The 7,361-nt window shown below is 66.5% G+C and carries 7 protein-coding genes; 4 read left to right on the top strand and 3 right to left on the bottom strand.

Annotated features, from left to right (window positions below; translation table 11 throughout):
- Both KBI52_RS09955 and KBI52_RS09950 read left to right on the top strand, forming a co-directional pair.
- The coding region (locus KBI52_RS09955) for a TCP-1/cpn60 chaperonin family protein (protein ID WP_305797885.1) at positions 1 to 498 on the top strand (498 nt) is incomplete at its 5' end.
- A 203-nt stretch (positions 499 to 701) separates the two neighbouring features.
- Positions 702 to 1,748 carry a S66 peptidase family protein gene (locus KBI52_RS09950; RefSeq protein ID WP_262266069.1) on the top strand — a complete coding sequence of 349 codons (1,047 nt, stop codon included), beginning with the start codon at positions 702 to 704 and terminating at the stop codon, positions 1,746 to 1,748.
- 116 nt (positions 1,749 to 1,864) lie between these two features.
- Here KBI52_RS09950 and KBI52_RS09945 read toward each other — a convergent pair whose 3' ends face one another.
- The gene (locus tag KBI52_RS09945; protein ID WP_210807076.1) at positions 1,865 to 2,635 is read right to left on the bottom strand and encodes a hypothetical protein; all 771 of its coding nucleotides are present in this window, start codon (positions 2,633 to 2,635) and stop codon (positions 1,865 to 1,867) included.
- A 556-nt stretch (positions 2,636 to 3,191) separates the two neighbouring features.
- Here KBI52_RS09945 and KBI52_RS09940 point away from each other — a divergent pair.
- Both KBI52_RS09940 and KBI52_RS09935 read left to right on the top strand, forming a co-directional pair.
- Positions 3,192 to 4,280: a TRAP transporter substrate-binding protein gene (locus KBI52_RS09940; RefSeq protein WP_173945239.1), complete on the top strand. Its 1,089-nt coding sequence runs from the start codon at positions 3,192 to 3,194 to the stop codon at positions 4,278 to 4,280.
- A gap of 166 nt (positions 4,281 to 4,446) precedes the next feature.
- Positions 4,447 to 5,445 (top strand): LLM class flavin-dependent oxidoreductase, encoded by a 999-nt coding sequence (locus KBI52_RS09935; RefSeq protein WP_210807074.1) that lies wholly within the window; start codon positions 4,447 to 4,449, stop codon positions 5,443 to 5,445.
- 129 nt (positions 5,446 to 5,574) lie between these two features.
- On the opposite strand, the gene KBI52_RS09930 is transcribed toward KBI52_RS09935, so the two are convergent.
- Entirely contained in the window at positions 5,575 to 6,417 is an 843-nt protein-coding gene (locus KBI52_RS09930) for an ABC transporter permease (protein ID WP_210807072.1), read from the bottom strand.
- Positions 6,414 to 7,361, bottom strand: coding sequence for an ABC transporter permease (locus KBI52_RS09925; RefSeq protein ID WP_210807070.1), 948 nt, complete (start codon positions 7,359 to 7,361; stop codon positions 6,414 to 6,416). The genes KBI52_RS09930 and KBI52_RS09925 overlap by 4 nt, the downstream gene beginning before the upstream one ends.

Here is a 7,361-nt window from a genome sequence, read left to right as displayed (position 1 = left end):
GCGGTGATCCGCGTCGGCGGCGCGACCGAGGTCGAGGTGAAGGAGAAGAAGGACCGCGTCGACGATGCCATGCACGCCACGAAAGCGGCCGTCGAGGAGGGCATCCTGCCAGGCGGCGGCGTGGCCCTGCTGCGGGCCCTCAAGGGGCTGGACGGCGTGAAGCCGGCCAACGACGATCAGAAGACCGGTGTCGAGATCGTACGCCGCGCCCTGCAGGCGCCGGCGCGCCAGATCGCCCTGAACGCGGGCGAGGACGGCTCCGTCATCGTCGGCAAGGTGGCGGAGGCGACGGGCTACTCTGCCGGCTGGAATGCCCAGACCGGTGAATACGGCGACCTCTACAAGCTCGGCATCATCGATCCGGCGAAGGTCGTGCGCGTCGCGCTCGAGGATGCCGCGTCCGTCGCAGGTCTCCTCATCACCACCGAGGCGATGATCGCCGAGAAGCCCAAGAAGGAAGCCGCGCCCGCGATGCCGGCCGGCGGCATGGACTTCTAAGCGCTAGCGCATCGTGCGGCCCCAGAGGGCCGCGTCGGGGAAAAGGGTCCTGCTTCTGTGTCCGATGCTTTAGGTCATCGAAAGCTCACGGACGGCGCCGCGCAAGCGGCGCCGTTTTCTTTGGTCCGTCGATCTGCGACCATCATGCCGGCACGGCGTTGGAAGGAGGCGTGATGTCCGGTCGATGGTGGCGAAGACCTCTGGTGAAACCGCAGGCTCTCAGGGCCGGCGATCGTGTGGCCGTCGTGTCCACGAGCTGGGGCGGTCCGGCGGTTTTTCCGCATCGCCATGACGCCGGCAAACGGGTTCTGTCCGAAGTCTTCGGGTTGGAGCCCGTCGACATGCCCCATGCCCGCCGCGACGCCGCATGGCTCGACCGGAATCCCGAGGCCCGCGCCGAGGACATCCATTCGGCCTTCGCGGATCCGTCGATTCGGGGCGTCATCGCGAGCATCGGCGGGGACGATGCGATCCGGCTCATCCCGCATGTCGATCTCACCGTGATCGCGGATAATCCAAAGGTCTTTCTCGGCTATTCGGACCCAACGGTGCTGCATTTCGGCTGCCTCAAGGCCGGCCTCGGCTCGTTCTATGGTCCGACGGTCATGGCAGGATTTGCGGAAAACGGCGGCATGCACGCTTTCGCGGAACAGTGCCTGCGAAGGGCCGTCTTTCAGTCGGATCCCATCGGCGAAATCCCGCCGAACCGCGACGGCTGGACCGTCGAGCATCTGCCCTGGAAGGATCCGACGAACCAGACGCGCCGCAGAACGCTCCAGCCCTCGACCGGACCCCGCATCCTGCAGGGAACCGGCTTCGCGCGCGGGCCTCTTCTGGGCGGATGCGCCGAGGTTCTCGAGATGCTGAAGGGCTCGGACTGGTGGCCGCCCGTCGATTACTGGGACGGGGCGATGCTCTTCTACGAGACATCGGAGGAGGCGCCGCCGGCCGCCGGCGTCGTGCGCTGGCTGCGCAATTTCACCGCCCAGGGGATCCTGCCGCGCCTCGCCGGGATCCTGCTCGGACGGCCGGGCGGCCAGACGGACCAGGCATACAGGGCGGCGCAGGAGGCGGCAGTCCTGCGCGCACTCGCCGAAGCGGGACTGGAGCACCTGCCGGTCCTGGCCGAGTGCGATTTCGGCCATACCGACCCGATCGCCACGCTGCCTTACGGCGCCATGGCCGAAATCGACTGCCGGCGGGCGCGGCTGACGATTCTGGAGCCCGGCGTGACGGCGAGCCTCGGCTGAGGCGGTTTCAGACGTCGAGAGCATCGGGCCCGAAGACGGGTTCGCCCTTGGGTCCGACACTTCTTCTCATGGCTGTCGCATCGCCGGGAGGGGAACACGAAGGCCTGCTCGATGCGCTAGCGGTGCCTGATCAGAGATCCGTCATCCGGGTCCGCCACGCTGGTCTGGATCGAGCCCGTCGTTTCCTCGGGCGCGGTCCTGCGCAACTGGTTTACGAAAGCCGTCAGGCTGTGCATCTTCCCCGCTTCCGGAGCCAGCACGGCGAGGGCGCTGCTGTCGAACGGCTCCTCCTCGATCGTGCCGTCGTTCATGATCGTCGTCTTGATGCCGGTCTGCATATCGAAGGAGACGGACTTCACCTTCGTCTGACGCTGCGGACTGATCGGTTCAGCAATGACCAGGGAGGCCGCGACGGCGGATGCGAGCACCGGCTTGGCCGGCGCGCGGACGACGGTGACGGGCTTCTGAGCGGGCCTTGTTTCAGGGGCGGGCCGCGCCAGCTTCTCCTGAAGCTTCTCCTGGGGCTTCCTGGCAGCCTCGGCGGTGCGGTCGGGAGCGGGCGGAGACACAGCCATGTACTCCGTCGGGCCCGACAGGATCTGCTGAAGCCGCTCCTCCGTCGCCTTGGCTTCCTTCTGCGTCGTCGAGCCGAAAGCCGCCGCGAGAGGGTTTCGGGCCTTTTCCGTCTCGGCCTTCGCCTTGGCGGCTTCCGCCGCCTTCGCGGCCGCGATCCGCTTCCGGGCCTCGGCCGTCTGGGCGATGTTGTTGGTGCTGTAGGAATACTGCTTCCCGTTGATCTCGTAGCGGACCAACCGGGCCTCAGCCCCGCTGAACATCATCCCGTTCGTGACGATGGTGGCTCCAAGCAAAATAAGCGTCTTCTTCATCGGCCTATAAGAGCACATTGGCTCTTCCCCTTGCTCAGGTAAAACTCAGTGGCCGACTGTGGCAAATCTGTGACCTGAAGCAAGTAATCCTCTGACTCGTAAGAGGTATTTTATGTAATACTGCTGCTCACAAAAGTAAATGCTACACGATTCACATACTTTACTTCCTAGCGTTATTTTCCGCCGCGATGACAATGTTCATCTACTTTATATCATTGTTGCGTCTTGCCCGGAGAGGTGGCGCAAATGGCTTGATTGCAACGATTTCACGCTCTCCGCATGCAAGCTTGGCAGGGGTGGGCTGCGCCAAAATCATGCTCCTCGGGCGGCGACAGGAGCGGTTCGGTCAGGCGCGGTTCGTCCTGCGAAGCTACACCCATGGCCAATCAATGATTTGGCGGACCGAAGGAGCTGGGAACAGTCGGGATATGAAGCCGGTTGCCGGAATGAACCGACGAGGAGCCGAGTCTTTCGTCTAATTTACTCAAGGGCAACCATCGCCTGTTACCGAGCCTTCCTCAATGCGCGACATGCCCTCGAACTGGAGTAGGCACCTATGAAACGCCGTAATTTTCTCGCTACCGCCGGTGCCGGCCTCGCCGCAGGCGCCGTCGCCAAGCCCGCCATCGCCCAGTCCAACCCGGAGATTCGCTGGCGTCTGACCTCGGGCTTCCCGAAATCCCTCGACACCATCTATGGCGGGGCGGATTTCCTGGCCAAGTACGTGTCCGAGGCGACGGAAGGCAAGTTCCAGATCCAGCCGTTCTCAGCCGGTGAAATCGTCGGGACGTTCCAGGCTGCCGATGCGGTGTCCGCCGGAACGGTCGAGATGGCCCACACGGCCGCCTATTACTATGTCGGCAAGGATCCGACCTTCGCGGCCGCCGCAGCCGTGCCGTTCACGCTCAACGCCCGCCAGCTCAATGCCTGGCAGTACCACGGCGGCGGCATCGGCCTCGTGAACGAGTTCATGGCCAAGCACAACCTCTATGCTCTTCCGGGCGGCAACACGGGCACCCAGATGGGCGGCTGGTTCCGCAAGGAGATCAAGACCGTCGCCGACCTGCAGGGCCTCAAGATGCGCATCGCCGGCATCGCCGGTCAGGTGATGTCGAAGCTCGGCGTCATTCCGCAGCAGGTGGCCGGCGGCGACATCTACCCGTCGCTGGAGCGCGGCACCATCGACGCCGCCGAGTGGATCGGCCCCTACGACGACGAGAAGCTCGGCTTCCAGAAGGTCGCCCCGTACTACTATTATCCGGGCTTCTGGGAAGGCGGCCTGACGCTCCACTTCCTGTTCAACAAGGGCAAGTGGGAATCGCTCCCGAAGAACTATCAGGCGATCCTGCAGGCGGGCTGCATGGCGGCCAACATGGACATGCTGGCCAAGTACGACGCCAAGAACCCGGCCGCCCTGCGCAGCCTCGTGGGCGCCGGCGCGCAGCTGCGTCCGTTCTCGCCCGAGATCCTCGATGCCGCCTACAAGGCGACCAACGAGGTCTATGCGGAGATCTCCGCGCAGAACGCGGATTTCAAGAAGCTGATCGATTCGCTGCGCGCCTTCCGCAACGAGGAGTATCTCTGGTTCCAGGTGGCCGAGTACGCCTTCGACACCTACATGATCCGCGCCCGCACCCGCGGCTAGAGCATCGCTCCCGTCATCGCGAAACCCGGCGTCCCAGGCGCCGGGTTTTTCGTTTGCAGGGCAGGGGTGTTCCGGGCGGGGGGCTTTGCGGGTTGCATCCGGGGCCCGGAATGATGATCTCATGGCAACCCTCGTTCGGCCTTGAACCGCACCAGAAAGCCCGTCCATGCCTCCCTTTTCCGTTCTCGATCTCGCGCCCGTCCCCGAAGGCTCCACGCCGTCCGACGCCCTGCGCAACACGCTCGACCTGGCGCAGCACGCGGAAGCGTGGGGCTACAACCGCTACTGGCTCGCCGAGCACCACAACATGGTGGGCATCGCCAGCGCGGCGACCAGCGTGGTGATCGCCCATGTGGCGGGCGGCACGAAGACCATGCGGATCGGCTCGGGAGGCATCATGCTGCCGAACCACTCACCCCTTGTGATCGCCGAGCAGTTCGGCACGCTCGACGCCCTGTTCCCGGACCGGATCGACCTCGGGGTCGGCCGTGCGCCCGGCACCGACCAGCGCACCCTGAGGGCCCTGCGCCGCGATCCGAGCGCGGCCGACACCTTCCCGCAGGACGTGCTCGAGCTGCAGGCGCTGCTCGGCCCCGTCCAGCCCGACCAAGCCATCCAGGCGGTGCCTGGCGCGGGCTCGAACGTGCCGGTCTGGATCCTGGGCTCGAGCCTGTTCGGCGCGCAGCTCGCGGCCATGCTGGGCTTGCCCTATGCCTTCGCGTCGCATTTCGCGCCGGGCGCCCTCATGCAGGCGCTCCAGGTCTATCGCGAGCGCTTCCAGCCCTCCGCCCAGCTCGACCGGCCCTATGCCATGGTGGGCGTCAACGTGATCGCGGCCGACACGGACGAGGAGGCGCGTCACCTCTTCACCTCGGCCCAGCAATCCTTCACCAACCTGTTCCGCGGTGCCCGCGGCAAGCTCCAGCCGCCGATCGACAACATCGAGAGCTACTGGCTGCCGCACGAGAAGGCGCAGGCCATGAACATGCTGTCCTGCTCCTTCGTCGGCTCGCGTGAGACGGTGCGGGACGGGCTGGAGGGTTTCATCGCGCAGACCGGCGCCGACGAGGTGATGGTCGCGGCCGCGATCTACGACCATTCCAAGCGCCTGCGCTCCTACGAGATCCTCAGCGAGGTGCGGGAGGGGATGAGCAAGGCGGCGTAAACCATTCGCCCCTGTCATGGCCGGCCTTGTCCCGGCCATCCCTGTACGGAAAAGCGCTACGCATCAATCCATCGGGATCACCGGCACAAGGCCGGTGACGACGTCCGTGGATAGGGGAGAACCGCGCGCCTAAGCCGCCACACCTCTGCCCTTCAGGGTCGGATCGAGGGCATCGCGCAGGCCGTCGCCCAGGAGGTTCAGGCCGAGCACCGACAGCGCGATGGCGATGCCGGGCGCGATGGCGAGGTGCGGGGCCTGCGAGAGATAGGTCTGCGCATCGCTCAGCATGCGCCCCCAGCTCGGATTCGGCGGGCGCACACCGAGGCCGAGATAGCTGAGGCCCGCTTCCGTCAGGATCGCGAGGGCGAGCTGGATCGTCACCTGGACGATGAGCGCGCCCGCGATGTTGGGGATCACGTCCTCCCAGGTGATGCACAGCGGATGTTTGCCGATGGCGCGGGCGGCCGCGATGTAGTCCAGGGTCCAGACCTGGAGCGCGACGCCGCGCGTGACGCGGGCGAAGACCGGCACGTTGAACACGGCGATCGCCAGGATGGCGGCGAGCGGGCCCGAGCCCACGAGGGCGCCGATCATGATCGCCGAGAGCACCGCCGGGAAGGCGAAGACCACGTCGGAGACGCGCATGGCGATCTCGTCGGCCAGCCCCTTCCAGGCCGCCGCCGCGCAGCCGACGGCCGTGCCGATGGCGGCGCCGAGCAGCACCGCCGGCCACGCGATGGCGAGCGAATTCCACGCGCCCGCCATGATCAGCGAGGCGACGTCGCGGCCGAAATGATCCGTGCCGAGGAGGCCGACCTCCCCAGGTCCCTTCAGGCGCATGGCGACGCGCACGCGCGTCGGCACCTCCGGGGTCCAGACGAGGGAGACCAGCGCGGTGACGATCAGCAGCGCCGTGAGGATACCGCCGACCACGAGGGCCGGATTGAGCGGAATGCGGGCGCGCCGGCTCATGACCGGCCCCTCAGGCGCGGATCGAGGAGGGCGTAGCCGATGTCGACGATGAAGTTCACCACGATGACGAGTCCGGAAAAGATCAGCACGATGTCCTTGATCACCACGAGGTCACGCTGGTTGAGCGCCTGATAGGCGAGCCGTCCGAGGCCCGGCAGGTTGAACACGTTCTCGACCAGGATCGCGCCGCCGAAGAAGAACGAGAGCTGCAGGCCGAGGATCGTCGTGACGGGAATGAGCGCGTTCGGCACCACGTGGCGGCGCAGGGTCCCGCCCTTGTCGACGCCCTTGGCGCGGGCCGTGCGCACGAAGTCGGCGCCGATCACTTCGAGCGTCGCCGAGCGCGTCACGCGCGTGAGCACCGCGGCCTGGGGCAGGGCGAGCGCCAATGCGGGCAGGAGCAGCGCCTGGAAGGCGGGCCAGATCCCCGAGCTCCAGCCGGGAAAGCCGCCGGCCGGGAACCAGCCGAGCCAGGTCGAGAAGAACAGGATGAACAGCAGGCCGATCCAGAAGTTCGGCACCGCGACGCCGAGTTGGCTGAACACCAGCACGGCGCGGTCCACCGGCCCGTCGCGGCGGGAAGCGGCCGCGACGCCGAGCGGCAGCGCCAGCGCGGTCGAGATGAGGATGGCGAGCAGGCTCAGCGGCAGCGTCACGTTCATGCGCTCGGCCACCAGGGTCGAGACCGGCATCTTGTAGGTGATCGATTGCCCGAGATCGCCGTGCATGAGGCCGCCGATCCATTCCAGGTAGCGCACGAGCGCCGGCTGATCGAGCCCGAGCTCCTGGCGCAGGGCCGCGAGGGTGTCCTCGCGCGCGGCGGTGCCAAGCATGATGGCGGCCGGATCGCCCGGCAGGACCTCCATAATGAGGAAGATCGCCAGCGACACCGCCAGCAGGGTGACGGCCAGCGAGACAAGGCGCGAGATGACGAGACGCAGCAT

The sequence above is a fragment of the Microvirga sp. HBU67558 genome (assembly GCF_018069605.1).
Taxonomy (GTDB): Bacteria; Pseudomonadota; Alphaproteobacteria; order Rhizobiales; family Beijerinckiaceae; genus Microvirga; species Microvirga terrae.
The sequence above is the reverse complement of the archived record's forward strand: the minus strand, read 5'-3'. Positions and strand labels throughout refer to the sequence as shown.

Bases quoted from the DNA above. Each gene is read 5' to 3' on its own strand.
- KBI52_RS09930 (WP_210807072.1), bottom strand. From the start codon at position 6,417: ATGAGCCGGCGCGCCCGCATTCCGCTCAATCCGGCCCTCGTGGTCGGC.
- KBI52_RS09945 (WP_210807076.1), bottom strand. From the start codon at position 2,635: ATGAAGAAGACGCTTATTTTGCTTGGAGCCACCATCGTCACGAACGGG.
- KBI52_RS09925 (WP_210807070.1), bottom strand. From the start codon at position 7,361: ATGCTGCGTCTCGTCATCTCGCGCCTTGTCTCGCTGGCCGTCACCCTG.
- KBI52_RS09940 (WP_173945239.1), top strand. From the start codon at position 3,192: ATGAAACGCCGTAATTTTCTCGCTACCGCCGGTGCCGGCCTCGCCGCA.
- KBI52_RS09935 (WP_210807074.1), top strand. From the start codon at position 4,447: ATGCCTCCCTTTTCCGTTCTCGATCTCGCGCCCGTCCCCGAAGGCTCC.